Genomic DNA, 25,701 nt, shown 5'->3' with positions numbered 1-25,701 from the left:
GCAGACTCCCCCGGCTGGACGACCGGTGCGTAACGTGTCGGCCCAGCTGGGCGGTGTGGCGGCAGGCCGGATGGAGATCGGGCAACTGGTGCTGAGGGCTCCGGACCTCCCCGACCGGGGAATTCTGGTGACGCTCGCCCCGCCGATGGGCGAGCGGGACCCGCGCTACCCGCTGCGCGGGCGTGAGGCGCTGCTGGAGCACGTGGTGAGCGTGTGCCACACCGGCGGCGGCGGAAAGCTGCTTGTCCTGCACGGCCTGGGCGGGAGCGGCAAGACAGCCGTGGTCCTGGAAGCGATCGCGCGCACTCAGGAATGCTGCCCCGCATGCCGGAGAACGGTGTGGTGGATCGACGGGCGGCACGAGGAAGGTCTGCTGGCAGGCCTGCGGGCCGTGGCGCGGCAGACCGGCCTGCAGTCGAGCAGTGCCTGGGGTGCTGATGCGGCCGATGTGCTGTGGAACCGGCTGAGTCTGCTGGCGAAGAGATGGCTCTTGGTACTGGATGGGGTTGACGACCCGGCCCTGCTGGACGGTCCGGGGCACCTGGCTTCGGGTACAGGGTGGGTCCGGCCGCAGGCGTGCCCAAGTGGAGTTGTCATCGTTACGACTCGCAATGGCGGAGATCCGTCCTGGGGCACTGAGGCTGCTCTGTTGCCGGTGCGATCGCTGCAGGCCGACAAGGCCGCCGAGGTGTTACTCGACCATACCGGTGATGCTGCTGGGCTGGCTGCGGATGCCCGCAGGCTGGCCCAGCGGCTGGGCGGGCTGCCGCTGGCGCTGCATGTGGCGGGTTCGTATCTAGCTGAGGTGATGGGGATGCCGGATGCCTTCAAGGGCCCGGAGACTCCCGACAGCTTTGCCGCGTACGTGCAGGCGATGGAAGGGGGATCGGCTCCGGCTGACGCGCGGCAGGCGGTCGCCGAGACGTGGCGTATGTCGATCGAGCTGATGCGGCGGCGCGGTTTCACCGGGACTGATCGTCTGCTAGAGGTCCTCGCGGCGTTCTCCGATGCCCCTGTCCCCCATACGTTGCTGCTGCGTCCCGCTGCTCTCGCTTCGGCCGTCGACGACTTCACTCAGATCAGCGGGCCGACGCTGTGGCGCATGCTGAAGGAACTGGCGGCCCTGGGGCTGCTCGATCTGGTGTCGTCGACCCGCGCGCCGGACGACGTCGTGGCCGTTCGGCTGCATCCGCTCATTCGTGATCTCAGCCGTACTCCTGCCGCTTTGAGCGCGGCCGTCCAGCTCGTGTCGGCGGCCTTGGAGCTCGACGATCTCGGTTCACCGGAGGATCCCGAGCGCTGGGCGGCATGGCAGGCGCTGACCCCACACGCTCTGGAGCTGGCTGATCAGATCGCAGTCTGCGCGGAGATGAACACGCAGACGCAACTGTCCGGCGCCGATGTGGCCGAGATGGCAGCACGCCATCTACAGGCGCTGGGCCTGTTCGAACAGGCCCAGCAGCGGTACGAAGCGGTACTCGCCGTGCGCCGGGCCCTGCAGGGCGATGAGCATCCTGCCACGCTGGACTGCCGCCACTTGCTGGCCAGTGCCATGCATGACCTGGGCGACCTTCCCCTGGCTCGCGCCGGCTACCAGGCGGTGTGGGAGATCAGCAGCCGAGTGCGCGGTGAGGAGCACACGGACACCCTCACCGCCCGCCACGAGCTGGGCCGGGTCCTGCACGATCAGGGGCACCTGGAAGAGGCCCACGAGCACCTGTCGCGTGTATTTGCCGCGTGCAGCCGACTGCACGGCCCGGGGCATCCCTACACGCTGACAGCCCGCCATGAGGTGGCCCGTGTTCTGCACCATCGGGGCCAGTTGCCGCAGGCACGGTCCGAGTACGAGGCGATCCGCGCGATCAGACGCCAGGAGTTCGGTGCCGCCCACCCGGGAACGCTCACGGCGCAGCACAACCTGGCGGCCGTGCTGCACGATCAAGGCCAACTGCGGCGGGCCCTGGAGGAGTATCAGGCAGCACTCGCGGGACGCCGGAGTGTGCTGGGAGAAAGGCATCCGCGGACCCTGCACACCCAGTACAAGACCGCGCTGGTTCTTCGTGACCTGGGCAACGACGCAGGGGCGGTGGAGTTGATGACCGCTACGCTGCGCCTGAGCATGCTGGTTCTCGGCGCATCGCATCCACAGACGGCTCGTGCCGAAGATGCCCTGCGCGCCTGGGGATCTGACCCGGTGCCGACGTCGCCGGCCGACTCCTGACGCCGGCCGACCCGGTCACGCCACGGTACGCAAGGAGGGCTGGGGGTCCACTGCGGGCAGTCCTACTCGGGTGAGCGGACGGGCACACGCGGGTGACTGTTCAAGGACCTCACCACTGCGGTGACTTCACGCAGAGAGCGGACCGTGGTCTTCGCTCCTGCCCGCTTGAGCATCGTTGCCTGATCAGGTGTGCTGGCCACGCCGATGAAGCGTACGCCGGCCGCCTGGGCGGCCAGGGCATCGGCTACTGACTCGCCTAACAGAATAGTGTGGTCCTTCGACGATCCCAGGGAAGCGGACGCCAGAGCCACGCCGTGGGGGTTGGGCTTCATCAGGCGGGGATCCTTGGGCCGTCCGAAGACGCTGAGCCGCTGGCTGTCGACCAAGGGCGCCAGAGTTTCCAGGAACGCCTTGACCGCGCTTGCAGAGTGGTCGGTCACCACCCCGAGCCGCCAGCTGCCCGCGGTCAGGACGCGGAACAACTGCTGGACGCCCGGCAGCGGGGGGACCTGCCGCGCGGCTTCGGTCTCGTGCGCGGTCAGTATGTGGTCCAGGCGGCGGATCTGGGAGGGGCTGCCGGAGGGGACCAGGGCACGCAGCAGGCCGACCGGATCCGTGGGCGTGCGCGGTCCCGTCGACAGACGCAAGGAGTGCGCCGCGTGGACAAGGCTTTGAGAGACCGCTTCCAGGTTCGTGGCAAACAGTCGGCACAGCAGGCCATCGAAGCTGAACAGCACGGCATGGGCCGAGGCAAAGTACTCGCGCAGTTCCCTGGCTGGAACATGTCCGGACAGCTGCGACTCCCTCTCGCGCAGGAGCCTGCTCACTCCGGGGTGCAGGGCGTCGTACCACGAGCGGTAGGCCTGACAGTGTTCGTCTCCCGCATCAGAGATCTGGTGGACGCCCAAGGTGCCTCCCGGACTCGGAAGCGAGCGGCGCATGCTGGAGGGAATGTTCAACACACTCGCCTCGCTCTCCTGCAGCTGGGTAGGCGACAGCCATAAACCGAAGCGACCGACAAGGTGGAGCAGGGCCAGAGCGCGCCAGGAGTCGCTGGGCAGTGCACAGCGGAAGAACGCATCCAGCCGGCCGGGGAGCGTCGACGTCATGTGCGTTAGCCGGCGCCGTTCGGTTTCTGCGGCATGGCGGGCAGCGGCCTGCTCGTCAGCCGAGGCGCCGTAGTGTGCGCTCGCCTCGTAGCCCGCCAGCCGGCGCTTGACCGCACGGACGCGTCCGATCTCCTGCCCTACCAGGCGGGCGACAACCAGCGGCGGCCTGCGGAAGACGTCGGCAAGTTGCTGGACTGAGGGATCGTCCGGGCCTGGAAGGGACAGCTCTCCCGGAATCACATAGGTGTGCTGCACAGCGGCCAGCAGCGGGTGTGCCCGGGCAACCCGCTCCTTCGACGCCGGGATATTGGCCAGGTAGGTCTCCAGCCCGGACACAGAGACGCCGAACAGTTCGGCGACCGCCGGTACCAAGGCATAACTGCGCGGGGTAACGAGCCCTTCGCATTCCAGGCGCCTGTAGTTGGCATAGGAGACGGCCAGCTGATCAACGACGTCAGTGACTCGAAGGCCGCTGGCCCTGCGAAGCTCCGCCAGAGTCCACCGCTGCGCCGAGTCACCATCGGCCAGGTCCAGCGGAGACACACCCAAGGCGTCTGCCAGCAGCTGAATGCGAGGGGGATCGGGACTGTACCGGCCGTTTTCGTAGGCGAGGATCTGCGCCTTGGTGGCCTTCACCCTCCGGGCCAGTTCCTCGGCGCTGAGCCCTTGGCCCCGATTGGCGCGGGCCCGCGCCCTGCGCAATGACGGCCCGTCAAATGGTGTCTGTGCTCCGCGTGCCATGACGACTCCCCCTCCGACATCGGGGTACAGTTTAGAAGCAAGTCGACAGGCACCAAGGGGCCAACTTGCACACCCACATGGCACGTGAGCTGGCTCCTTGCGGATTTCGCCTCTGCACTCAGGCGTGATGAGTACGCAGACCGGGGAAATTGACTCTCCGCGGGCTGGCCGCCAGCCAGGCCGTGGAGTGTTGCGCGCACCGAGTCTCATAACCCCGCACCGCTGGATGCGGAGCGGGATCATGAGGTCTCACGACAGAAGCGGAACCAAGCAACACCCCGAACCGTCCTGATTGCAGCAGGATCCGGTTCATCGGCTCCCGGGGCCCCGGTTGCCGAGCGGCAAAGCCCTATGCGCTAGTGGTGCGTTGGTCCCCGTCTCTGGGCCCTTGCGTACCCGTAGGCGGCCCGTCAGGCGGGGAACACTTCATCCTCTTAATGCACCTCCCTTCGCTGATGGCACGGAGATCGTCAATCAGCCAGAGGCGAGGATCACCCTATAACGCACCTGTGACAGGCGTGAACGCGGTCGCACTTCGAGGCCATTGCGAGCAGAGACTGCAGTTGACAGGAAGAGCTATCTGATCTGCTCGGGCTGACCCTATGCAAGTCGCCAACTTCGGGCGGACTGCCGCCTTTCCCAAAGAGGCGCCAGACGGCGATTCTTGAACACCTATCACTTTCATACTTTCCCACTTATGTGAAGTGTCGCTTGAGCAGCAAGCACTCAGATATCGCGCGCGAGGCGCGCCCCATCCGACACACGCGGGCCAGGCGCTCGCGAAGACGTCACGTCGCAGGGCGCTGGCCGACGTTGTGCTCATATACCCCAGGGGCATCACAGGAGCACCCGCGTGCAACCACCCCCCAAGATCATTTAAAGGTGTCGGTGACGTACCGCGCCATATGGGGCTCAGTCGACCGCGCTACGGGTGTCACCGCCGTACGGGAGCACCAACTCACCGGGAACGCATGGACAGGCACCGACACAAGGCCTCGATGATCACCGGCAGTTGTCAGCCAGGTATCGCGCCTCGGCCCTTGCCCAGTCCAGCAGAGCCATACACCGTCATCACGCGGCCTGCCGCACATCGGTCTCTATCTGCGACCGTTGTTCGATATCTGCTATGTGCCCGCCCCTCGGCTGCAAGCCCTCGACGCCACGCCGGCGGAGCCGAAATGAGGGTGGGCCACGACCTGTGCGGGGCAGGGGGACCTGCGTGCCATCCTTCCATCCCCGAGATCGTCTTGGCGTTGCCCATGACGCTGAGCTCCGGCCTGCCGCAGAGATCGGATGAGGTAGGTGGAGTCGTGTGAATCAGCCGGCAGGCGACGCCCAGTGGGAGGCATTGGGGCACGGCCTGCTTACTTCACTCGCGTTCGTCGGTCCGCTGCTCACAATGGTGGTCAACTTGGCAGTCAGTGCCGTGGCGTCGGCGGAGGGAGAACCGACGCCAGTTCCCCTTCACTCCTCCCTCCAGGCCAAAGGCGCCCATGACCGGGCGGTCTCCGCCCGGCCGAGGAAAGCATCGCCCGTGGCGGCCGGGACAACCCGACGGCGGCAGACGGCGCGTCGTGCAGCCGATGCAGGGCCCGCCCCGCGCGTCCTGCTCCGATGCCTCCGCCCGAAACCGAAGGAGATGCCATCGTGACGGCATCTGCCGCTGACCCGCCGTTATCAAAGCACCGCGCCAAAGCAGGACAAGAAATCCAGCGCAGGCGTTGCACGCCTCAGCCATCTTGCTCCCCTCACGGTCATGAGCAACGCGGCCAGGGCAGCCCGATGGTAGGGCGCGCCGATGAACCAGCATCGTCCATGCAGGGTCAGGGACGAGAGGGATACGACGAGTTCGCCAAGTTCGTACGAGCAGAGCACAAGCAGCTCGTACGGTTCGTCGCCACCCTCGGAGCCACATGGGAGGAGGCAGAGGACGCCGTCTCGGAGGTGCTGACCGAACTCCTGCCCCGCTGGAATAAGATCCGAAGCCCGCGCGCCTACTGCCGTCTGGCCGCGGAACGCGCCTACGTCAACACTGAGGTCCGGCTGCGTAAGGCGCCCGACGCAGCCGCGCGCGGGTTTTGGGGGCCCGCCCAGCAGAGCGCGACAGATGCGTATGAAGGCCTCGAGCGTGATGACGCACTGCGTCATCTGCGGCGGTTGGACCAGGAACAGCGCCGTGTGATGGCGTTCCTCTACGACGGCTATACGCCCAAAGAGATCGCCAAATTGCTGGACAAGAAGCCCGACACGGTTCGTTCGAACATCCGGCACGCGCGCAATCGGCTGATGAAAGCCATCGCCGACGAACAGGCACTCGAACTGAGCGAGGCCGGCGCTCAGTTGGAACCGAAGCGTCACCTGGGGGGTAAGTGAAAGTGGAGGAATTCAACAGCTGGGACAACAGGAAGATCCCGCAGCAGAGCTACCGGGTCATTCTCTCCGAGGAGAACGATCCGGTAGGTGAGGCTCTCATCGCCGGATACATGGCCGAGGTGGACGAGGCTGCCGATCAGATCGTCACTGCCCAGAAGACGGACGAGCTTCTGCTGAAGATCAAGGTCAGCGCATTCACGCAGGCGGCGGTGGAAAGCCACGAGTCCGGGGACGACACGCTCACCAACCTGGTGATTCAGCGTGATCTGCTGGAGTCGGCCGACGATGCCTGCCCGCCCCAGCGCCGCAGGCGGGCGAAGTGGGGTCTGCGGTGGGCGCTGGCCGCGCAGTTGACGGCGACCGGCCTGGTGCTTGTGCAGCTTCCCGCCGGCACCGCCGGCAGGAGTGCGGCTTCTAACACCGTCACCATCGCCGCCATGATCGCTTCCTTCGCCCTGACCGCGGTGATGCTGCTTCGGCGGCCCGTGGAGCGCCGCGCGATCAGCGGTCTGGGTTGTGAACCCATCCCGTTGTCCCGCAGTCGCAGAATCGTGGACGTGGCCGTGGCCATGGCCGCGCTGCTGATGACGGCGCCGTTGATGGCACTGACTGCCGCGGCGATCGCAGCGCGGGGCGACCGGCCGGTGATCGAACGCAACATCAGGGTCGGCCAGGGCGGTTACCCGATTCGCCTGCTGAGGCACCACCGTGCGAAGACATCGTCCCGCCCCAGCAGATGGCTCCAGGTCGTCGAGCATTTTCCGCGTCTGTGGAATCTGCTGCGCGGTGACCTCACGCTCGTCGGCCCCAAGCCCGAACCGCCGGAGGTGGCAGCACGCTATCCGCAGGACTGCCGCTGGGTCTTCCAGCACCGGCCGGGGCTCATCGGGGCCGTGTACGAGGACACCTGGCACCTGGAGACGGATGCAGACCGCTACCTGGCCGAGGTGGTTCCAGCCCAGGTGAAGGTCTTGTGTGAGCGCGTGCTCTTCAACAAACGGCTCGGGCCCCGCCTGTTGAGCAATGCAGCCTTCGCCATGCTCGTCTTCCGGCCTGGCTCCGGCCCTCAGCTGGGCATTCCCCTCCGTCCTGATTCCGGTACGTCGGTGGCGGACGAAGAACGCGGAGAAGGTCCGGCGCCGCAGGTAACCACGGAGCGGGTCCGTCTTGAGCGCTGGTCCCTGCACGAGACCGCAACGGCCTAGGAAAACAAAGGGGGTTGGTGCCTGCCTGGGGCAGGCACCAACCCCCTTGTCACCTCCCCGCTACGACGAACACCACGGCTAGCAGGATCAGGGTCAGCGCACCGGCCGTGCACATCACGAAGTACGACCCGCTGGTCACGTATGAGCCCAGTCCGGTCACCGCAGCGGAGTTGAACGCTGCGACCTTCTCCGACGTACTCATCTTCGCCGGTGAGCCGGAGGGAGTCTCCTGATCTTCGCTGTCCCTCTGCAAGGCGGCCCCTTCTGACTGTTCAGGAGTAGATCAAGCGCGGGCCCACAGCCGCCCGGCGTGGCCCGCGTCATGTAGAGCATCTCGGCCCTCTCGGCGTGCAACACGCTCCGTCAACCCCAGGCCAACCGATCAGCATGATGCAGTGTTGCGATCAACTGCACCAAGACAGGGCCAGAAGGCATCACAGTCGCTCTCAACCACACAGCGAGCAGGAGGCGCCCGCGAAGCCGTCCAAGGCCACCACCTTGGGGTTCGGAGAAGGGCGTTGCGGCCCTGAGCGCAGTACCAAGGCGCGCGTACGGGCTCCGTGACCGTCTCCAGGGGCCACGTGGAGGAGCAATGCTCAGGACTTGTGGATCGGCCTTCGGGACGGGACGCGAAGGGCGTACCTTCCCGAATGATCTACAAGTCACCGAGTAGAGGCCCGCGTTCGCAGCGCGGGTCGGGAAGGCCCGCCCGTGCTCAGAAGCTGTGTCACATCTCCTTTTCGCAGGTCACGGGGGTGTGAAGGATGGTAGGGATCCCGTTTGCCGTTCGGTTGGGCGTCGATGGTCGTTGTTCCGAACGAGCAGCGGCAGCGTGTTGGCCTTCAGGTGGTTGCGAGGGTGACGGTCGACGCCTCGGTCCCGCGGCGGGGGCGGGCAAGGCGTCGGGACATGAGGGTGATGAAGGCCCACTGGATGTGGGCTTCGGCGTGGGACATCAGGCGTTCGTAGTCCCTTGCGTTGCGCCGGGCCCGCATCGTCCAAGAGTTGCTCCGTTCCACCACCCACCTCTTCGGCAGTAGTACGAAGCCCTTGGCGTCCTTGGGGCGGGGTACGACCTTGATCGTGATGCCCAGCGCATCCTGGGCCCAGGCGCTGAACTCCTCGCCTCCGTAGCCGTTGTCCGCCCAGACCAGGACGATTTCAGGGTGTTCGGCGTGGAGGCGGGTCAGCAGGATGCGGGCCGCGTCGCGGTCCTGGACATCGGCGGGGGTGACAAGCAGGTCGACGAGCAGGCCGTCCTGGTCAACAAGAAGATGCCGCTTCCTGCCGTTGATGTGCTTGTTCGCGTCGTATCCGCGCGTCGCGTTCGATACGGTCTCCGCGCCTTTGACGGACTGGGAGTCCACGATCACCCGGACCGGCCAGGGACAGCGCCGACGGTGCAGCCGCAACCGTCGGCGGAGTTGGTCGAGGATCCGCTTGAGCGCGCCGGCCTTCGCCCAGCGGGCGAAGTAACCGAACACGGTGCGCCACGGGATGCCGAAGTCGGCGGGCAGCGCGCGCCATTTGGCCCCGTTGTCGGTGATGTAGCGGATGGCGTCGACCACGCGACGCCGGGGCCACTTCTCCGGGGCTCCGCCCTTCGGGGTCTGGCAGGCGGGGGTCGGGAGGAGCGCCTTGAGCAGGACCCATTCGACGTCGCTGGTGTCGGAGGGATAGCGGTAGCGGGGCAGCAGCATGACGGTGCCGGGCCGCGACCGGTGGATGGGGCCAACTTCGGGGCGGTCGCGGCCCGTTGCCTCTCGTGCTCCGGTTCACTCCAGGCTGGCCAGCAGCTGAAGGGTGGACTCGATCGCACCCATCTGCGCCATGACCGTTCGGATGTAGGGGTCGTTCGGGGTCTTCTTCTGGTGCGGGAGGAGGGTCCCGGCGATAAAGTTCTCCACCCGGTGGTGGACGGTCTCGAAGAACGCCCGTTCGTAGCCGATCCACACCTCCGGCGCGTCGTCCAGCATGCGGTATCCCCATCGTTTGTCCCAGGTCACGGGCGGAAGGCCCTTGGCGACCGCGACCTTGCGCAGATGCGCGAGCCCGGTGTGGACCTGGGCGCGGGTGCGTTCGGTGGCGGACATCAGCTGGGCGATGGTCAGGCCGGCGGGACGGGCTTCCAGCAGAGCGCTGAGGATCGCTTCGGCGTGGACGTGAGCGGGGACACCCCGCCCCATCGCCTACTCACCCGAGCCTTTCAGCAGCTTCTCCAGCTGCTCGTCCAGGTCGACCTCTCCGCGGGTCACAGCGTTCTCGATCCAGTCGGCCGCGGCGCGTACCCGCGAAAGCCCCCGCCCGATCGTCTCGCGCTCACCGTCGTCGTAGTGCTCGCCGCGCAGGTTCGGCACGATCCGCCCCGCCGTCGCAACGAACTGCGCGCAGGCCGCGACCAGGTCCATGAACTGCGCACTATGCTCCATGCGCTGCAACTGCGGGGCGGCCTCCTGGTGCACGAACTGGGCCTGCTGGCGGAACCGGTCGAACTGAGCTTCATTAACGGCGTGCCTGGCCGTGTCGTCGGCCATGGCCTTCGAGGCGATCGCCGGGCGGCGCAGGAAGTCGGTGGTCACCACCGCCGCGACCGCGTCGTCGCTGGCCAGGTCGTGGATCGCCTCCACCTTCTCCTGGACACTCTCCGGGGAGTCGACCTTCCAGCCCACCACCCGCTTCGCGCTGTCGTGCGTCCAGCGTGGCGGACCTCCGCGCGGGTTGGGCGGGGGGTTGCTGACCGCCTCGAAACGCTCCTGCTCATCGGGAATGCTGGCCAGCACCTTGTGGATGGTGTGCGAGACGTCCGCCCGCCGTCGCTCCTTCGGCCAGCGCGAGGACAACCAGCCGTAGCCGGGGAACACCGTTCCTGCCCATGGAGGCCACGCTAAGCGTCAGCGCGTGATCACGTCACCCGAGCGGCCGACGCCCCCTGCCGCGGGGCAGATCGCCCCTCAGCAGGGCACTCACCAGTGCTGTGCCGACTCCGCCCGATAGCGTTCGATCCACTGATTGTTGAGTTCGTCTGCCTGCCGCTTGTGCCTGGGCGCGATCGCGCGCCCCTCAGGTGACCTGAGCCCAAGGAAGGTAAGGATGCCTTCCGTGACACCGGCCATGTCGGCATCGAGTTCCTCGTAGCGAACCCGGAGCGGATTGATCCCGCACGAGGCGAACCATGCATCCCACGCCACGTTGTGCTCATCGATGATCTGTACCAGCTCGCCGATACGGGCCGCGTCGAAACCGGGCAGCTGCCCTCTGCCGCCGTTACCGCCGATTTCTCCGTTGCCGCCGATGTACCAGGTATCGGTCTGCTCTGCTCGCAGCCAGGACACGGCCTGCGCCAGGACATCCTCACGCCGCAGATAGACGAACCGCGTGCGGCCGAAAGCCCTGTTCAGCAAGGCCATGTCCTGGCCGCCAAGGTCCGGATAGACCCTCGCCAGCTTGTCGACCACCTCGTCCAGGGTCCCCCACATGAACTTCGCCCCGAACACTCCATTCTCGGTCCGACCAGCGGCAAGGGCTGCCTGCACATAGTCCGCGTAGTCAAAGCCGCGCTGATCAGAGCGCGGGATCTGCCACCTGTCAGCCCACAGCGACTCGTCAGGAGCACGGAAAACGCCTGCGGCCGACCGGCAACCCCAGTCGACTCCAACAGCCCAAGTAGCAACGAACTACCGGTACGAGGAGTGGCACAGATGAAGTACGAGTCGACCTGTTCCGCAGCGTCCGTTCGCATCGTCACAACGCAAGGTAAGACCGCCTCGATCACGGCACGCAACCTGATTACTGATCGACACGCGACTGTCGTGTACGGATCAGACACAGCTTCTGAGCGCTTCACTTGGTTCTGGCCGCGCTTCCGTGACAACTACGGCAGATCCCCTGTCCGCCGTACGTCACTGAGTCGACCGTTCACAGACACGTGGCCAGGACCTCGCAGTTGGCCGGTGAGTGCTCCCCGGACGAGTCAGCGGCGGCGCAAGGCGCGGACTCCGACGTCATAGGACATAGCCCCGAGAGCGAGGATGACCAGAGGCCAAGCCAGAGGTGAGTCAGGCGGCACGGTGCCGCCGGCGAGGAGGGTGGTTACGGAGCCGGTGGTGAGCATGGCTGAGACGGCTGGTCCGCTGGGCACCCGGATCACAACGGCACGCCGAGCGGGCTCAGTCGCGTGAGCTTTCCCCCTGCTCATGAGGTACCCCTAGCTGCGACGGCCCGGGCGCGGTCAGTGTGCTGCTGACCGAGGCGCTTGAGTTTGCGGCGGACCCGCTCGCCGAAAGCGACCGGGTCTGCAGCCCCGAGGTAGAGCGCAGCCTCGGTCCAGGTGGCGACCCCCGGATAGGTCCGAGCCAGAGCGACCTCCCTTTCGAGCGGCTGGAGCGCATTGAGAATCCGGACCAGTCGGACGTCGGCGGGTTCGACAACTACTGCGGTCTCCTGCGGATCGAGGCTGTCAGCCACCAGGTCGTACAGTGTGAGGTCATCGCCCAACGGAGTGTCCAGTAGCAGGATCCGCGTTCCATTGGTTCGGCGCCGCCACAGTGGTGTCAGCTGCCGGTGGATGACCCGGGCCTCGGCCTGTAGGACGCCCAGGGCCGCGGGCATGAGGGGGCGGCCGGCGTGCAGCGGGTCGGCCCAGCCGCCGAGAAGTGCCGTGGACACTGCTTCTGCCCATCGGGCCTCCCACCTCAGGCCCAGCACCTCGGTAGTGAAAGCCCGCACGGTTCGTTCCTGGCCGTTCAGCGCCGCCATGCGGGCTTCCAACGCTTTCACGATGTCGGGGAGAAGGACGTCGTACGAAAACGATCCGGCCTGCACTACCGCCACAGGGTCGGTCCAGGACACGCCGCCGCCGCTCGGGAGGATGTCGCAGCTGTCCTTCAAGTGGGGGGTGGACCTGACGGCCACGGTAAGGACGTACGGCGTCTCCACGGAGGCCGCGACCGGCTCGACCTTCCCAGTGCGCAGATCAATTCGGACCTGATGCTGTGCTGTACGTCAGAAAGCAAAGGCCCGGATGCTAACGGGGTCCTCTCCTGTGGGGTCGACTGAGTAGGGGGAAGCAGAGCGGGGAACGACAGTCATCAAACGGACCTCCTCGTCTCGTTGGGCGAAGGTAGCTTCTCTCCTCGGTCCCCACAGGAGACTGTTCCGGCAATAAATCTCGAACTAGTCCCTGCGGCGCGCAGCACCTCGAATGCAGTGCTGTACCGCAATGGCTAACCACATCCCTCAGGCTGGGCATCTGCGGGGTGCTGGCCAGTGCATCCGTGAACGATCGACTCAGTGCCGTACGACTGGCAGTGCATCTGTCGTAGCTGTCACGGAAGCGCGGTCAGAACCCTTCACTTGGCCAGTTGAGCAATACGGCTGTGGGCCTGGAGGCCATGCTGGAGACTGCCACCATGGATGAGGTGCCCCGTGAGGAACGCTGCCCATACTTCAAGTGCACCGCGTGCGGACTGATCGGGGAACCGGACTCCGCCGACTACCGCCTCACCCTTGATCGTCAGCACGTTGACTGGACCGGGCCCATGACCGTGAGGTGCGGCTCCTGCCGCGCCACCTCCCAAATCGGTCCGTCCGATGTCCTCGAACGCCAGGCCGAACACGCCTGCCCCCCGCTGTGACCACCACACCGCGTGTCCTGCCGATGCCGACCGGGTCATCTGCTGGGGGTGCGGCCTCAACTCGCCCGGCCCCGCGTCGCTCGGCACCCGAGCGACGTATCTGCGCGACGTCGAAAGCGGCGCCAACCAGTGGGCCGTTGCCCAGGTCCGCATCGCCAAGGACGACGCCCGCGAGCGCGGCGACCTGCCCTATTGGGCATCGTGATCATCCTCGGACGCTCAACCGGCCAACTTGACCGCGCACCGGCCAACTGAAGCGCTCAGTCACAGTCCGGGCTCGCAGGCTGTTCGGGGAGCGGCCTCTACAGCTCGAACTCCAGGTGCTCGATGTCGGTGAAGCGCACTTCCTCCAGCTGGCCGGCGCGGCGGCCGTTGTCCTGGAAGTACACCTCCTTGAGCGCTTCGGCCGCGAGCTCCTTGAGCTCCTGGTCGGTGGCGCCGGCCTCCTTGGCGTCGAAGAGGCGGGCGGCGTGGCGGGGCGGCAGTGCGACGGTCAGGTGCCGGATGCGGTCCTGGTCCGTCGACCCGATCGGCGAGGTGTAGCCGAGGCGGGCGCGGGTGTCGATGACGATGCCGCCGGTGGTCGCCGCCCTCTCGCGGGCCTTCGCCCGGATCTGCGGCTGCCACCGGGCCCTCACCTCGCGCTCCAGGCGCGCGGCGAGGTCCGGGCGCGGCTTCTTGATCTGGTCCTTCACGTACCGCTCCACGGTGCGCTGGGAGACCCGCAGCATCTGGGCAACGGCCTTCGTGCCCTTGAGCTGCTTGACCAGGTACCGCATCTGCGCGCCGGCGCTCTTGGGCGCCGGGCGGGTGAACTCCTTCTGCACCGCGGCGTCCAGGCCGTCCCCGAACAGGGGCATCGCCTTCTCCTACTCTCCGTTGTCGACGTCGGTGGCGGTGCCGTCCTTGATGTACCGGGCGAGGTTGAGCTCCGGGAACTGCTCCCGCACGCCCTCGCCCCACAGCACGCTCTGGGTGCCCACGTTCGTTGCTCAAACCGGAGGCGGGCGGGAGCGTGACCGCCTCCGACGGTTCGGCCGGAGGCGACACCCCATGCTCTTAGCGCTCCTCCCGGCCTCTCACTGGTTTCCGGGGCCTGCGGCATGGATCAGGGCGACCAGGACGAGGAGTACGGCAGCGAGCTTGGTAACGGCGGCGGCGTCCCAACCCTGCTGGACGGCGAGAACCAGAACCGCTGCGACAACGTAGGGCCACGAACGGCGGGGCTGGCGGGGCGTAGGCATGTGGGTCTCCCGGCACTCGGTGATCGATTGGAGACTCAACATTCATAGGTGGTGTGATTGTTCGCCTTGGGGCATCGGCGTCATCGCAGGTGGCCGGTTGAAATCGGGGACAACGAGGCGGTTGTCCCCTGGACAAGTGGGGTGGCGGGTTGGATGGGGCGGCCGCTGGGCGACTTGCGGGGGCGTACCGAGCAGGCAAACAAGCTCGCGATCTGGCTGCGGAAGGTCACCGAAGGAGTGAAGGTACGGCAGCTGGAAGTTGACTTCCCCTATGGCAAGAGTGCCTGGACCGGATTTCGCAATGGCAGCAGCCTGATCCCGCAGGACTTGTTGGAGCAGGTCGTCGACCGGTACATCCATGAACCCGGCCTGCGTGCCCGCGAGTTGCAGGAGGGTCGGCTGCTGCTACGGGAGGCCCGAGGAGCCGCCGCGCTGCTGGAGGCCGGGAAGAAGCTGCCGCAAGCGGCCGTAGCCCGTCAGCGCGGGGGCACTGTGGCGGAGGCGTTCTTGCGACTCGACGACGCGCGGCTGCGCCAGATAGAAGCCATGCAGAAGCTCGCGGCTTCCGAGAAGCGGTGTGCACAGCTGCAGGACATGGTCTCCGTCCTGGAGAACCGGTGCACCCAGCTCGAGGTGGAGCAGGGCCGGGCTCGAGAGGAAGCGCGGGCGGAGCTGCAGCGGGAGCTGGAGTTGTCGATCGAGTACCGCCGCCAGGCCGACGAGCAGCTCGAGCATGCTCGCCGGGCTCAGCGTGAGGCATACGAGATCCGGCTGGCCGCCGAACAGCAGGTGGCGCGCGGGCAGAGCGAGCTGCAGCAGCAGGTCGAAGATGTCCCCGCGGGTGCGGCGGAGGAGGTGTTCCTCCCACAGGCGACTGCGGCACGGGACGCGGCGGGGCTGGACCTTCCGCCACTGGAGCAGATCGCGGATGTGCTGTGTGCTTCCGAGAAGCAGTTGACCGAGCAGGACCGAGAGCTGGAAGACCTGCGCGAGCAGGTCGGACTGGACCGTGCTGATCGACCCGGCGGGAACCCGGTGATTGTCTCCGGACACGTCGCGGACAACGACGAGGCGCTCCAGGCCACCGTTGTCCGCGACGAAGCAGCGGACAACGCAGACAACCCACTGACCGAGTCGTCGACGGCCGGGGGCCTGTTCGACCACCCCGATCAAAGTCCTGGCCAGGAGCCCCCGCACAAGGCGGACTGGCCTGAGCTCGCGGCCGCACTGCGGGCGCAACGGAAACGAACGTGGCGGGACCGGCCGAGCCCACAGATTCGCCGAGCCCGGAAGAGACGCCGGGGCCGGGAAGCGCTTGGCCGTACGCCGTTCCCGCCCCCTCCGCCCTTCGGCGGCGGCGACCCTGCGGCCGCCGCTGACACGCAGGCACCTGCGCCCAGCGCGCCTACCGCGACGGAAGGACACTCGAAACTGCACCTCGTTGGAACGGCACTCGTCGGCGTTGTCGCCCTCTTCGGCGTCTTGTACGGAGCGGGCCTGTTGATCAACCCAGCGGACGTCCCGAGGGACACCACCGTCCTCGGCGTCGACATCGGCGGCACGAGCAAAAAAGCGGCGGTCCGCAAGCTCGACGCCGCACTCGGCGAGCGTGCGACGGCCCCGCTGAAGGTGACCGTCGATGGCGAGCAGCACGAACTCAAGCCCTCTGTGGCGGGCCTGGCCATCGACACCGAGGCGACGGTGCACAAGGCCGCGGACGGAGACTACAACCCGGTCTCCGTCATCGGCTCGCTCTTCGGCGGTGCCCGCATCGCGGAGCCGGAGTTCGAGGTCGACGAGGAGAAGCTGACAACCGCGCTCGAGACCCTCTCCCGGGAGAGGGCCGAAGGACACGACGGCGGGATCAAGTTCGTCCCCGGCGAGGCCGTCCCCGTACAGGGCAAGCCACACAAGGCTCTCAACCTGGGCAAGGCGGCCACCGCCGTCACCACGGCATACCGTGAGCGGGCCGAGACCACGGAGAGCACACCCGTCCCCCTGCCGGTCGCCGTCCGGCAGCCCACGATCGACGACACCGAGATCCAGCGTGCGCTCGAGGAGTTCGCGAACCCGGCGATGTCAGGCCAGGTCATCGTCCGGACGGACGCCGTCCACCAGGTCTCGTTCAACCCGGAGGTGTCACTGTCGAAGGTCATCTCCATGAAACCCATCGGCGGCAAGCTCGTGGAGAGTTACGACCGCACGGTGTTGCGCGGCCTTTACGGTTCGGTGTTCGACGGCGTCCTCATCCACCGCGGCGACGGCAGCAGGACACCCGTCACGCCGGAAGATGTAATCCGGGCCCTGCGAAAAGCCTTGCGCGGCAAGACCGCCGCTGAACGCATCGGCGTGATCGAGACCGACCCCCGGTAGGAACGGCAGCCGATCCCCTCCTCCCGTCCAGACGGGTTTTCCCGTGTGCGGACTTCCCGGACCGCGTCGTTGCCGGGCGAGTGTGACCGTGATCGGCTCGTTGGGGCAGCGGCTCAGGGACTCGGCCAGCGCTTGTACGCCGCCGCTGGTCCATTTCTCATCCGTCGCCGACAGCGCTCGCCGGGCGGCCTTCCGCAGTCGGGGCAGGCGATGTCGTACTCCCCCGCTGTCCGGCGTCGGCGTCGCTCCGCCTCGGCCTACCGCTCCGCCAGGATGGGCTCGATCCGCTCGCACCGCACCGAACTGGACGACATCGCCGCCTTGGCCCACCCGCTGATGCCCGTGCACCTGCAGCCGCCCCGGATCGGCGTGCACCACCCCGCCGTACGGCTGCTGCCGGTGCCGCGGCCGGGCTACGACTCAAGCTCCCTCAGCCGCGCGGCATCGAGCGCAGCCAGGCGGTCCTCCTCCTCCCGGGTGGCCTCCTCCAACCGCTGTAGATCCTGGTAGGCGACTGTCCGGTCGGCCGTCAGCTGCGCGATCCGGTCCTCATCCGGCAGCGGCGCCCTGCGCTCGACGGCGATCTGCTCGAGGTACCAGTGCACCACCGCCTGCAGATGTCGACCGCCTGCTGACCCTCGCCTTCCTCCACGCCAGAGAAATCGGGCTCATCTGATGTGCCAGGCACGGCAACCCCTCGCTGTTGATCTTGATTGGGGGTGGCCATTCTCCTCCCCCGCGGAGCCGACCTCCGCAAGACGATCACGGCTTGCGGCACAAAACTGCGAGGCCACGCTCCAGTTAGCGGGGAGACCACCACGTGCCGGGAGACACCAGGCCGGGCATGGCGCAGCAGACCGCCGTGGTCCGCGCACTCAACTGCCCGCGACCACCGAGGAGGGAGAGCTGCAGCTTGGACGCCTCAACGTTGATCAACATCGGAGCTGTGGTCGTGTCGATTTCGGCTCTTGCCGTCTCTTCATGGCTGGCGAAGAACCAGTTCCGAGCGCAGCGGCATGCGAACCACGTGGGTCCGATCCTGGAGCTCCTGTCCGAGTTCCGCTCGCTCGAATTCCAACGCAACTACGCGTTCATCCGCGATGACCTGCCAGGTTTGTCGAGCGACAACGGCATATCAGGGCTTAGCGACGAAGCGCAGCGAAGGATCTACGACGTCGCCTACTTCTTCCAGCTCTACGCGATCCTGGCCTACCTCGACATCGTGGACGAGCGGTTCGTCAGCGCGTTGCTGCGCCGCCGGTACATCGAGATCTGGACTGCTCTGAAGCCATTCGTCAGCAAGGAGCGCGAACTCTTGGAGATCGGAGACAGCGCAGTCCTCCACATCCTGGAAGCCTTCGTCGCCAAGATGGAAGCCAGCTGCCCGGTTGACAGGCAGCGCCTGCTGAATGGGCAGCTTCGCCGCTAGCTTCTCCAATCGCGGCGCCGCCAGCAGCAACTGGACCAGCCCGCCGACCAGGGCCCGCCCACCGCACCCCCAGCCTGACCGAAGACGATCGCACGGACCGAGCATGGCCGGACGTCTGCTCCGATTCTGGGGAGTGGCGGCCGCAGTCACTCGGCGCAGGAGAGCTGCCCCAGCAGGCGACCACGATCAGCCTGTGCCGCCGCCAGGCTCGCCAGCTCGCCGACGTCGGTGAAACAGGGCCCGTTCCAGGCATCGGGAGCAGCGACGGCCTCGACACGAACAGCGGTCCCGAAACGCTGGGCCGCCTCATACAGCCGCTGCAGGAGCTCGAGCGCCCGGACATCCAGCGCGCCGATACGCGCCCACCACGTCCGCGAGGCCTGATCGAACTGGGCGACGGAGCGCAGCAGTTGCCGCTGTTCCTCGAACGCGGCCGGCCCTGCGGGTGCTGCGGCGGCGGTGACCTCCAGCAGCCACCGCACGGAGTTGGAGTGAGGAGTCGACGTCATAGTGCGGACCGTAGCGGTCGGCAACTGACAACAGCCCCGCACCGTATCGGCCGGACGTGTCTGAACCATCCGGTCCGCGGCATTCATCGCGGCCCTGCGACAAGTCAAAGCACTCGACGGTGCCGCAGCTACTCGTTCGCACGCGCGGAGGCCCGTCCTGGCGCTGCAGATCAGCGCCAGGACGGTGAGCAGAGCCGCGGCAACGGATGCTGCTCTTCTCCGCGACTGTGTTGCCCGCAGTACTTCGGAGAGCTGCCGCAGGCCTCGGGGACTGCGGCATCATCAAAGATCAGGCATGCCTTGCTGCCAGGTCAACACCGGGACGCCGGTGCGGAAAACATTCTGGTCGCCCTGGGACTGACCTGGGGTAATGCGCGTTCCGTCATGTCTGGAAGCGTTGTGGGGCTCTGGGACGCAGAAGCGGATAATCACGCACCGTGATGTTCTGGGGTGCAATGAAGGTGGGACGCACTTGAGGGAATTGCCTCGCTGGAGGGCGTCTGATCAGGCAGTCTGTGATGGCTGGTCTGCTGAGGGGGCAAGACCAGCCTAGGGACATGGATGCGGTTACGGCCTGGGGAGGGTTAGTACTGCGGGCCCGGATGCTGCAACATCACTAGCCATGAGGTGGCGGCAACCGCCTCGTGCACAACACCCAGTTAGCCCGCAGTACGTCCGAAGTCCCCTTTCAGTACGTCCCATTCGGAGAGTCCCTTGAAAAACCCGCTTTGCGGAACGTCCCGTCCGATAACAGCGCCGGAGGCCAGCGTTCTCATCGTGATCGTCATCGTCGCGGCGGTCCTGGCTGCCGCTGGGCTGCCGACTCTCAGCGTTCTGGTGCTGATCACAGAGGCGCTCTCGCTCGGCACCTGCCTGCTGCTTCGCCTGCGCCGAAACGACGCTGAGCGAGCGCGGACCGCGGAGGCCTGACCGGCTGATGGGACGCCGCGAGAACCCGATCGGGCAGTGCAGCAGATCTCTGCACGCGCTGGCGACCTGGCTCCGTGCGGGACGCGAAACGGCCGGCCTGACGTACGACCAGGTTGCCTCCCGTACGGAGTACAGCGCGGACACTCTCGCGCGTGCCGCATCCGGGCGCAGTGTGCCGCAGAACCTTGACGTGGTCACCGCCTACGCCAAGGCCTGCGGCCTCAGCGTGAAAGAAGCCGAGCGGCTGTGGAAACAGGCCCGCCGTGACGAAGCCCGCGCCCAGGGCGTGTTGAGCGGGCACCGCGGCGGCGTCCACATCAGCGTCGTCAAAGACTTCGCTGACCTCCACTCCGCGATCGTCGACCTTTACCACGACGACGGAAGCCCTCCCCTGCGCAGCCTCGATGCCCGCCTGGGAGGGCTAGGCCGCCTGCCCCGCAGCACCGTCGGCCGCGTCCTGAAAGGACGCTCGACACCCAGCAGGACCTTCGTGGCCGCCTTCGCCGAGGCCTTCGAGGTCCGCAAGGCGGACCTGCCGGAGTGGACCAAGGCATGGGACCGGGCCGACGCGGACCGCCGCAGTACGCGCGTGCGATCGAAGCGGTCGGGCAGGCACGGCCTCAGCCCACACCTCATCAGGCATGACCGCCTCACGCCGCGCGACCTACAAGTACTCATGAGTGAGATGGAAGCCTCCGCGCGCCATGAGCCCGCGCTGAAACTCCTGGTCCATATCCCCCAGCCCGAAGACGCAGAAGCCCATGCGTCAGCCCGTATGACCCGCGAGCTCCTGGTGGACCAGGCACAGCGCCGCGGCGACTTGGCCTGTCCTCAATGCCGACGTCCCTCCCTCGGATATCACGGCTCCAAGGGCTGGACCTCACAACTGTGCGCAGACTGTGCACCGTCTGAGACCGCTGGCGGGGCAGGAGACACGCCAACGCTCTCACTCCGGCTACCTGCCACCGCCGAGCGCAAGCCACTGCCGCAGCGCATCGCGCGCAGCTGGCCGGCTCCCACAGGCCCGTCCCTGACTCCCTCACAAACCGCCGACAGTCTGGCGACCGTCACGGACCCGCCGGCGACGCCTGCCGCCGCTCCTGAGATACCTCCAGACTGTGATTGCGCGTCCTGCCAGGGCAACTTGGGCATACCATCGCGGAAGCCGTCAGCTGGCACACCGACCACGCGCATCCGCATCAACATCCCTGGTTCCAGGCCCATTCTGCCCATCGTTGTCCGCGAACCAGCCGCAGGCCAGCCCACGCCTGCCGGCACTGAGCCTCAGAGCGATCCCTGGCAGGCGTCATGAGTCGACGAGGTAGGCCTTGGCTATGTCTGTTTCTTCGGAAGGCGTTTGTCGACGACTTCGGGAGTCACTCAAGCAGTGTCCGTCTGATCGACATCGATGACTTTTGGCGTCACTCTGCTGGGCGGAGGCCGTACTCGGTCAGCCACCCGAGCAGCTCCTGGCGGGAGGTATGGACGAGGCGTCCTCCAGTGAAGCGGGCGTCGTCGGTCACCTCTGCCACGCACTCGGCAGGGGGCTTGAACGACTGTGCTTCCTCGTCGGTGGTGAAGTCGGCCTCGGCGAGCACCAGACCCTGAAGGTGCCCGTCGAAGACGTCAACGCCCAGAGGAGGGACGCTGAGACGGGTCTTGGACATCAGCGCGGCTGGCAGCGAGGCCAGCACCTCATACTCGGCCGGCGACAAGTACGTATTCGTGATCAGGCCCTGGACGGCGCCGGACTGGGGGGCGGGGACTTTCTGGGTGAGCTTGATCTCGCAACGGCCGTCCGAGAATTCGGCACGACGTAGTCTCAGGCGTGTTCCCAGCAGATACCGGTCGGTGATCACGCGGGTGACGGTGACCGACGAGGGCGCTGGCGGGTTGGCCAGCAAGAACCGTCTCTCCCTCTCGACCCGGGCGTACTTGCCCGGGCGAATGCGAACCGTCTGGCCCTCCAGCCCGCCTGCCTTGTCTGTCATGGGGACAGGTTCTCAGCCGTCCCTTCTGGCTCAGCTGTATTTTTCAGCTGGCGTCGACCGGTTGGGCCTGGGCTTTGGTGTGGGCAAGTCGGTAGGACTCCGTGCCAGCCGTGTCGGGCTCCGAGTGCCGCGTCCGGGCCCTTCCCAGAACCCCCCACGGGGCAAGGGGCCGCTGCCGAGCCGCCTTCGGGGCTTGTCAGGCTGCGGCTCCGGCGGGACGGCTCGGCCTCGGAGCGGGCGCGGTCTGCCACGGCTGCGCGGACTCATGCAGCACCCGAAACGAGGTCCTCCTCGAGGAGGCCGTCACCGCCCCCGCCCAGGGCGCCAACTTCCAGCTGACCGGCGGTACTTGATACCTCGCCGTACGACAACGTCGACCTCACTGTGGCCCGCGCCCTCGACATCGACCAATCGACTACATGATGCCGTCGAGGTCGATGACCCACTTCACCTGATGCGTCTGCTCGGCATCTCTGCGCACACCGCGATTCGGTACAGCACCGCCGCCCTCTCCGAACGCACTGCGAAATGGCCACGGTAAGCACAGCCGTACCAGTGCAGTGCCTAATCTGGGCCGGCGGCCGACCAGACGATGCACCATCGGCGGGTTGACGTCGTCGAAGACTTGCAGGAGGCCTGGCAGCGCGTTCCGATTACTACTCTTGCCCAATCACAACAACGTTCACGCCGACTGCCCCAACGGGCTTCTCCAGCTCTGGGTTTGATTGCTCGATCAGCAGCCGCGCGACGCTACCCGGTTGGGCGTTGTCAGGTACGTCGATCACAGCCTGGAAAGCTTTGATCTCGCCCCACTGGAGCGTGAGCGGAATGGATCCAACATGTCCATCACCTGTGGTGGGATCCGTGATTCGCAAGGAATCTGACGGGATGGAGAAGGGTTCTCCTTCTCCATGTTGCCACTCGATTTGCCGCAGGCTGATCAAGTAATGCCCGTCATTGCCGGGCAGACCTGAGGTGTCGAAAGGGATTACCAACTGCTGCCCTGGTGCGACTTGGTGGGAGGATACATTCTGCTGCCCATAGTGGCGGTCATACTTCGCCTGATAGGTTCCGGACGCAGGATCCAGGGAAGTGGTCGCTTCCACGAAGAAGCAGAAGTGATCCGGAGTCGGAAGGCCGAACTTGGCGAAGTGCGTCGCCGGGGTGAATTCGACAGCCTTCTCTGGCTTGATAGTTGCACCGGCCTTGACGGTGAAGGTGATCGACCCGACGACCTTCGGCATCCAGGTTGTCGCTGGGCTGGAGCAGTAGAAGCGCGCGGTCACAAGGCAATCAAGGTCACCTCGATTCTTCACTTTTACTGAGAGCTTAACCGTCGCGTCCGGGTCCAGCGGACTAGACGGATCGTACGGGCTGTCGTCGAGGAGGATGCTAGGACATTCATAGAAGACCACACCAGGATCTGATGATGGCCTACTTCCGTCGTCCGTTGCCGTGTAAGGGATTACGAGGAAGGGACGAGAAATATGCTCGTTTTGCCCATTTGGCATCGGTGAATTCTCCTCAGGTCGTAGAGGCGGCCGCAGTCAGGTCACGTCGAGATAGCCGAGTGTTTCGACTGGGATCGGGTCGTGGTTGATGGACTGCCCTGGTGCCACCCGCCAGCAGGCGGCGGCGTAGCCACGGTCTGCGTCGGCGTTCAGGTTGATGTCCGAGTCCTGGGGAACTGCCCCGTCCTGATGCCGTAGCCATACCTCCGCGCCGAACTCCCCTACCGTGGGAGATGCGGCGTTCGGAATTCCAGAAAGGAACACGTCTGGCGTAGATGAAGGCGGATAGTGAGACGGATTAGTGGTCGGCTCCTCGATCGGCGAAGTCGGCCACAAGAGGTACTCAGCGCTTTCATCGCTCGAGGGCCGGTGCGGATGCGCGAGACCTGGTTCGGCCGGCAACTCGGTAAATTGCGCAAAACGCCAATTGCCGAGGTCGGCTTCCTCGGGGTAGAGCAGGCCAATGCGCTTAAAGGACTGAAGGCAAATCGACGCGATCTCGTGCAGGTAGACACGCGCGTTGTAGGTGTTTGCTACTACTCTGCATGCATCGTCGGACTCTAGGAACGCTGTGAGTGCCTCCATTGTGACCGTGGGGTTCCCCTGCTCATCCTCGTCATCTGACGTGAGGATGAAGATGGTGATGACGACAGCTACGATCCCGAGACACAGGATGAGAAGGCCTAGGCCGAAACAGCCATTGTCGGAGACCTGGCCCTGAACTGCCGGAACCCCGCCAGGAGTCGGCGGCCCCAGGTTGGGATCGTTCACGGGAGGGCCAGTGTCCGGGTCGTGTAGGGGGTCACCGGATGCCCCTGGACCGAGCACACCATCGTTCAGGGATCCGTCGAGCGTGCGAACAAGAAGATCCCCATCGATGTCAGGTGGAGTCGGCGCTTCAGGGAACGAATCGAGCAGTTCCAGGTGCCGCAGGAGTCTCTCGTAGCCGGCCTGGAGGTCCGGGGGAGCGGCAGGCGCACCGCTGCCCGAAGGGAACGCCTTACTAAGGGCTGTCGAGATCTGGTTCGTGATTGCGTCAGGCAATTGCCTGTTCGGGCCACCCAACGCTGCCAAGGATTCCCTCAATGTGGAGAAGGTAGGCCAGATTGCGGCGTCCTTGGTTTTCACCCGAAGCCATCCACCTACCGCGTACCGGGCGATCCGGTCGCGTAGAGGATGGGAGCGGCGGGGTCCGCCCACGGCCGTAGCCAGATAGCTGCTGCCGATACAGTTGGAGGAATAGCTTGTCAGAGCGCCGAAGGAAAAGGCTCGAGTCGCGGACGTTCCGTCCTCTGCGGCTGCCAACTCCCGGACGAGCGCATCGGTCCTGCGCCCTAGTACGACGTCCCGCCACGCCCAGTCGCTGACAGTCTGGTCGAATGTTGCGCGGTGCCCGGGTACATGCGAGTAGGGGGGTGTCGCTTTGCTCTTGAGGGCCTTCACGCGATCGACTTGGCCCTCCATGAAGCTCTTGAGGGATTTCATGCGTACGAGCAGATTCGTGAACTGCTGCGGGGTAGCACTGGCGGGCGATTTCGCCATTGCTTCAAACTCGGCCCTAAACGTATCCATCTTAGCCATGGCCTCGATGGCCAAAGCATAGATTGAAGCTGCCTCCTCCAAGATCTCGTGTTCGCTTTCGCCTTCGGTGGTGCGCTCAAGAAGGTGGTCGAAGAGAGCACCCAGCAGCGCATAGCCGGATTCCTCCTGGAGAGCTTGTTTCGTCTCCGACCATGTTTCGCCATGCTCTGAGGACGGAGCAACGGAGTCGAGGGTCTCCACTGTCGCGGCAATTGAGAGAACGTGGGCGCAGTAGTCGATCACTCTTCGTCTCCAGGGCGCTCGAGAAAGCCAGCCGGTACGGCGGGGCAGCGTTATTGAGCATGTCTCGCTGCGGTCACCCAAGCCAGCCGACAGATCCATTTGGCTGAGCATGGCGGCGGTGCCGGTCACAGCCGCTGGTGAACTGCGTCGACTCGCCTGGTGCGGGACTCCACGCACGTCAGTGCGACAAAGGAGGCAAACACACGGATCCGAGCCCCGTGGACCGAAGTAGGCCGGGTTTCAAGATGAACGTGCTGTCGGACGCGAACGGACTGCCTCTCCAACCCGCATGCGAGGCTCCATGATTAGTGGACTCGCGTACGAGTTCCTGTGGCCTGGCGTCCAGGATTCTCGGAACCTGCGCGCCTTCAATCGCTCGAAGGCCGATGAGGACCCCGCCACCTGGCAGCCGCCGGCCGGTTGCTACCGCTGCACGTATGCCACCGACTGGGTGGCCGTGAAAACCCGCTGGGGTCTCGCATGTCGGCAACGGCTCAATCTGAGACCACTTCCACCGGATGAATTGTGGCCCTCCTGGGCGGCCTGACTCGTTGAGTCAGGCCGGGAGGATGGGTGATCAGCGTGGAGGACTGGGCGGAGATCCGCCG

21 protein-coding genes and 3 pseudogenes are annotated in these 25,701 nt (G+C 66.1%); 9 read left to right on the top strand and 15 right to left on the bottom strand.

Annotated elements, in window-relative coordinates:
* Positions 1-34: 34 nt before the first annotated feature.
* On the top strand, positions 35-2,221 hold the full coding sequence (locus ACTWQO_RS25790; protein WP_443239737.1) for a tetratricopeptide repeat protein: 2,187 nt from the start codon (positions 35-37) through the stop codon (positions 2,219-2,221).
* Positions 2,222-2,283: 62 nt separating this feature from the next.
* On the opposite strand, the gene ACTWQO_RS25785 is transcribed toward ACTWQO_RS25790, so the two are convergent.
* Positions 2,284-4,071, bottom strand: a complete 1,788-nt coding sequence (locus ACTWQO_RS25785) for a helix-turn-helix domain-containing protein (protein ID WP_443239736.1) — start codon at positions 4,069-4,071, stop codon at positions 2,284-2,286.
* Positions 4,072-6,015: 1,944 nt separating this feature from the next.
* Between ACTWQO_RS25785 and ACTWQO_RS25780 the strand changes: the two genes are divergently transcribed.
* Positions 6,016-6,444, top strand: coding sequence for an RNA polymerase sigma factor (locus tag ACTWQO_RS25780; protein ID WP_443239735.1), 429 nt, complete (start codon positions 6,016-6,018; stop codon positions 6,442-6,444).
* A 110-nt stretch (positions 6,445-6,554) separates the two neighbouring features.
* Positions 6,555-7,649 carry a sugar transferase gene (locus ACTWQO_RS25775; RefSeq protein WP_443239734.1) on the top strand — a complete coding sequence of 365 codons (1,095 nt, stop codon included), beginning with the start codon at positions 6,555-6,557 and terminating at the stop codon, positions 7,647-7,649.
* 49 nt (positions 7,650-7,698) lie between these two features.
* On the opposite strand, the gene ACTWQO_RS25770 is transcribed toward ACTWQO_RS25775, so the two are convergent.
* The 6 genes and pseudogenes from ACTWQO_RS25770 to ACTWQO_RS25745 form a co-directional block, all read right to left on the bottom strand.
* Positions 7,699-7,902, bottom strand: a complete 204-nt coding sequence (locus ACTWQO_RS25770; RefSeq protein ID WP_443239733.1) for a hypothetical protein — start codon at positions 7,900-7,902, stop codon at positions 7,699-7,701.
* A gap of 589 nt (positions 7,903-8,491) precedes the next feature.
* The gene (locus tag ACTWQO_RS25765) at positions 8,492-9,349 is read right to left on the bottom strand and encodes an IS5 family transposase (RefSeq protein WP_443239732.1); all 858 of its coding nucleotides are present in this window, start codon (positions 9,347-9,349) and stop codon (positions 8,492-8,494) included.
* A gap of 75 nt (positions 9,350-9,424) precedes the next feature.
* On the bottom strand, positions 9,425-9,835 hold the full coding sequence (locus ACTWQO_RS25760; RefSeq protein WP_443239731.1) for a RacP protein: 411 nt from the start codon (positions 9,833-9,835) through the stop codon (positions 9,425-9,427).
* Between the two features lie 3 nt (positions 9,836-9,838).
* Entirely contained in the window at positions 9,839-10,510 is a 672-nt protein-coding gene (locus tag ACTWQO_RS25755; RefSeq protein WP_443239730.1) for a DUF6192 family protein, read from the bottom strand.
* Between the two features lie 102 nt (positions 10,511-10,612).
* Positions 10,613-11,388: pseudogene (locus tag ACTWQO_RS25750) on the bottom strand (Stf0 family sulfotransferase).
* A gap of 452 nt (positions 11,389-11,840) precedes the next feature.
* Positions 11,841-12,584, bottom strand: coding sequence for a hypothetical protein (locus ACTWQO_RS25745; RefSeq protein ID WP_443239729.1), 744 nt, complete (start codon positions 12,582-12,584; stop codon positions 11,841-11,843).
* 654 nt (positions 12,585-13,238) lie between these two features.
* Between ACTWQO_RS25745 and ACTWQO_RS25740 the strand changes: the two genes are divergently transcribed.
* A complete protein-coding gene (locus tag ACTWQO_RS25740; protein ID WP_443239728.1) occupies positions 13,239-13,487 on the top strand; it encodes a hypothetical protein in 249 nt (82 codons plus the stop codon).
* Between the two features lie 97 nt (positions 13,488-13,584).
* Here ACTWQO_RS25740 and tpg read toward each other — a convergent pair whose 3' ends face one another.
* Positions 13,585-14,142 carry a telomere-protecting terminal protein Tpg gene (gene tpg / locus ACTWQO_RS25735; protein WP_443239727.1) on the bottom strand — a complete coding sequence of 186 codons (558 nt, stop codon included), beginning with the start codon at positions 14,140-14,142 and terminating at the stop codon, positions 13,585-13,587.
* Positions 14,143-14,361: 219 nt separating this feature from the next.
* Positions 14,362-14,526, bottom strand: a complete 165-nt coding sequence (locus tag ACTWQO_RS25730; protein ID WP_443239726.1) for a hypothetical protein — start codon at positions 14,524-14,526, stop codon at positions 14,362-14,364.
* Between the two features lie 153 nt (positions 14,527-14,679).
* On the opposite strand from ACTWQO_RS25730, the gene ACTWQO_RS25725 reads away from it, so the two are divergent.
* Positions 14,680-16,899: a hypothetical protein gene (locus ACTWQO_RS25725; RefSeq protein ID WP_443239725.1), complete on the top strand. Its 2,220-nt coding sequence runs from the start codon at positions 14,680-14,682 to the stop codon at positions 16,897-16,899.
* Between the two features lie 113 nt (positions 16,900-17,012).
* On the opposite strand, the pseudogene ACTWQO_RS25720 reads toward ACTWQO_RS25725, so the two are convergent.
* Positions 17,013-17,126: pseudogene (locus ACTWQO_RS25720) on the bottom strand (zinc finger domain-containing protein); the annotation flags it as partial.
* Between the two features lie 186 nt (positions 17,127-17,312).
* The gene (locus ACTWQO_RS25715) at positions 17,313-17,504 is read right to left on the bottom strand and encodes a hypothetical protein (RefSeq protein WP_443239724.1); all 192 of its coding nucleotides are present in this window, start codon (positions 17,502-17,504) and stop codon (positions 17,313-17,315) included.
* 239 nt (positions 17,505-17,743) lie between these two features.
* Between ACTWQO_RS25715 and ACTWQO_RS25710 the strand changes: the two genes are divergently transcribed.
* Positions 17,744-18,328, top strand: coding sequence for a DUF4760 domain-containing protein (locus tag ACTWQO_RS25710; protein WP_443239723.1), 585 nt, complete (start codon positions 17,744-17,746; stop codon positions 18,326-18,328).
* Positions 18,329-18,474: 146 nt separating this feature from the next.
* Here ACTWQO_RS25710 and ACTWQO_RS25705 read toward each other — a convergent pair whose 3' ends face one another.
* On the bottom strand, positions 18,475-18,837 hold the full coding sequence (locus ACTWQO_RS25705) for a hypothetical protein (protein ID WP_443239722.1): 363 nt from the start codon (positions 18,835-18,837) through the stop codon (positions 18,475-18,477).
* A 777-nt stretch (positions 18,838-19,614) separates the two neighbouring features.
* Between ACTWQO_RS25705 and ACTWQO_RS25700 the strand changes: the two genes are divergently transcribed.
* Both ACTWQO_RS25700 and ACTWQO_RS25695 read left to right on the top strand, forming a co-directional pair.
* Positions 19,615-19,767 (top strand): hypothetical protein, encoded by a 153-nt coding sequence (locus ACTWQO_RS25700; protein ID WP_443239721.1) that lies wholly within the window; start codon positions 19,615-19,617, stop codon positions 19,765-19,767.
* Between the two features lie 7 nt (positions 19,768-19,774).
* On the top strand, positions 19,775-21,079 hold the full coding sequence (locus ACTWQO_RS25695) for a helix-turn-helix domain-containing protein (protein ID WP_443239720.1): 1,305 nt from the start codon (positions 19,775-19,777) through the stop codon (positions 21,077-21,079).
* Between the two features lie 109 nt (positions 21,080-21,188).
* On the opposite strand, the gene ACTWQO_RS25690 is transcribed toward ACTWQO_RS25695, so the two are convergent.
* The 3 genes from ACTWQO_RS25690 to ACTWQO_RS25680 all read right to left on the bottom strand — a co-directional run bounded on the left by ACTWQO_RS25690 (position 21,189) and on the right by ACTWQO_RS25680 (position 25,093).
* The gene (locus ACTWQO_RS25690) at positions 21,189-21,758 is read right to left on the bottom strand and encodes a hypothetical protein (protein WP_443239719.1); all 570 of its coding nucleotides are present in this window, start codon (positions 21,756-21,758) and stop codon (positions 21,189-21,191) included.
* 656 nt (positions 21,759-22,414) lie between these two features.
* Positions 22,415-23,173: a hypothetical protein gene (locus ACTWQO_RS25685; RefSeq protein WP_443239718.1), complete on the bottom strand. Its 759-nt coding sequence runs from the start codon at positions 23,171-23,173 to the stop codon at positions 22,415-22,417.
* Positions 23,174-23,305: 132 nt separating this feature from the next.
* Entirely contained in the window at positions 23,306-25,093 is a 1,788-nt protein-coding gene (locus ACTWQO_RS25680) for a hypothetical protein (RefSeq protein WP_443239717.1), read from the bottom strand.
* Positions 25,094-25,243: 150 nt separating this feature from the next.
* Between ACTWQO_RS25680 and ACTWQO_RS25675 the strand changes: the two are divergent.
* Positions 25,244-25,374 (top strand): annotated as a pseudogene (locus tag ACTWQO_RS25675) (IS5/IS1182 family transposase); the annotation flags it as partial.
* Positions 25,375-25,701: the final 327 nt, after the last annotated feature.

Origin of the sequence: Streptomyces sp. 4N124 (genome assembly GCF_052245395.1) — a bacterium.
GTDB lineage: Bacteria > Actinomycetota > Actinomycetes > Streptomycetales > Streptomycetaceae > Streptomyces.
This window is presented reverse-complemented; position numbering and strand designations above follow the sequence as displayed.

Excerpts from the sequence above, each read along its gene's own strand:
- ACTWQO_RS25695 (WP_443239720.1), top strand. The coding sequence starts at position 19,775 with ATGGGACGCCGCGAGAACCCGATCGGGCAGTGCAGCAGATCTCTGCAC.
- ACTWQO_RS25730 (WP_443239726.1), bottom strand. The coding sequence starts at position 14,526 with ATGCCTACGCCCCGCCAGCCCCGCCGTTCGTGGCCCTACGTTGTCGCA.
- ACTWQO_RS25725 (WP_443239725.1), top strand. The coding sequence starts at position 14,680 with ATGGGGCGGCCGCTGGGCGACTTGCGGGGGCGTACCGAGCAGGCAAAC.
- ACTWQO_RS25740 (WP_443239728.1), top strand. The coding sequence starts at position 13,239 with ATGTCCTCGAACGCCAGGCCGAACACGCCTGCCCCCCGCTGTGACCAC.
- ACTWQO_RS25710 (WP_443239723.1), top strand. The coding sequence starts at position 17,744 with ATGGCGCAGCAGACCGCCGTGGTCCGCGCACTCAACTGCCCGCGACCA.
- ACTWQO_RS25760 (WP_443239731.1), bottom strand. The coding sequence starts at position 9,835 with ATGGGGCGGGGTGTCCCCGCTCACGTCCACGCCGAAGCGATCCTCAGC.
- ACTWQO_RS25765 (WP_443239732.1), bottom strand. The coding sequence starts at position 9,349 with ATGCTGCTGCCCCGCTACCGCTATCCCTCCGACACCAGCGACGTCGAA.
- ACTWQO_RS25705 (WP_443239722.1), bottom strand. The coding sequence starts at position 18,837 with ATGACGTCGACTCCTCACTCCAACTCCGTGCGGTGGCTGCTGGAGGTC.
- ACTWQO_RS25785 (WP_443239736.1), bottom strand. The coding sequence starts at position 4,071 with ATGGCACGCGGAGCACAGACACCATTTGACGGGCCGTCATTGCGCAGG.
- ACTWQO_RS25690 (WP_443239719.1), bottom strand. The coding sequence starts at position 21,758 with ATGACAGACAAGGCAGGCGGGCTGGAGGGCCAGACGGTTCGCATTCGC.
- ACTWQO_RS25775 (WP_443239734.1), top strand. The coding sequence starts at position 6,555 with ATGGCCGAGGTGGACGAGGCTGCCGATCAGATCGTCACTGCCCAGAAG.
- tpg (WP_443239727.1), bottom strand. The coding sequence starts at position 14,142 with ATGCCCCTGTTCGGGGACGGCCTGGACGCCGCGGTGCAGAAGGAGTTC.